Origin of the sequence: Halococcus sp. AFM35 (assembly GCF_051195015.1) — an archaeon.
In the GTDB taxonomy this organism is placed as follows: domain Archaea; phylum Halobacteriota; class Halobacteria; order Halobacteriales; family Halococcaceae; genus Halococcus.
The window spans coordinates 1-1093 of sequence record NZ_JBNTJU010000097.1 but is presented as its reverse complement, the minus strand read 5'-3'; the positions used below and the strand labels follow the sequence as shown (position 1 = coordinate 1093).

The window sequence follows — 1093 nt, the reverse complement described above, 5'->3', positions numbered from 1 at the left end:
GCCGAGACGGAGAATCTTGAGCTCTCGTATGAACTGGAGCCGGGAGAGGTTGACTCGACGATGGAAACACTCGTCGAGCATACCGCGTGGCTCGTTGAGCGGTTTGCCGACGACGAGGAATATGCTGAACGTGTGAGTTTTGCTCATCTTCAGCAGGTCCTTGACGAGCAGTGCTATCGCATTGGCGAACTCGAAAACGACGAGTTGGATTCTGAGGAGGATACTGACGATGATGACCATCCCGGTGACCCGCCGTCACCGGGATGGGAACCAATCAGGAACTTCACGTCTCCTGAAGACGAGACAGACACGGCCAGTGGTGAGCCATCTCCGCCAGGGGAGACTGACCCCGATCAAGATCGCGTCGGGCTGAAACAGCCCGACGAGATCAGTAGCGACTCGATGCAAAATCCACACGACATAGATGCGACGTACCGCCGGAAGGGAAGTGAGTCCCACTGCGGATACAAAGCGAACTTGGCTGAAACCTGTGACGGCGACAATCCGTTCCGGCTCATTACGACCGTTCGGATAGATACCAACAACACGGACGATAGTGACCTTCTAGCGGAAGATGTAGCAGAGTTACCCGCCGAGACAGGGTTGACAGATCTTCTGGTGGACGGTGGCTACACGCACAAAGAAGTAGAGTCGTGCTGCGATGATCATGGGATCACGCAGCACTTTACTGGGCTGACTGGCCAGCCGCCTTCTGAAGAGAAGTTGTCGCTTGCGGACGCAGAGTGGGACGGACACAGAATGGTTGCGTGTCCTGCGGGACACGAACCATTCGAGCAGCGGTACATGGAGAGTGGCCGGATCTCGGGCCGAATGGACAGCGAGTTCTGTGAGGGCTGTCCACTCAAGGAGAACTGCTTCGTGAAGGAGAAACAGCAGTTCTACAGCTATGGTTTCTACGAGCGGAGGGTAGAACTCGCCCACCGTCGGAAGCGGATGGACGATCCAGCCGAGGAAGAGTTTCTGAATCTACGCGCCGGTGCTGAGTCATTGGTCAATGAGGTGTATCATCAAGATGGGGAGAAAACACGGTTCACCGGGACGATTAAGGTGAAGAACGCGTCGATAGCGAAAG

1 pseudogene is annotated in these 1093 nt (G+C 55.6%); it reads left to right on the top strand.

Going from position 1 to position 1093, the window contains the following annotated elements:
- Window positions 1-1093 (top strand): annotated as a pseudogene (locus ACQUQO_RS18230) (transposase); the annotation flags it as partial.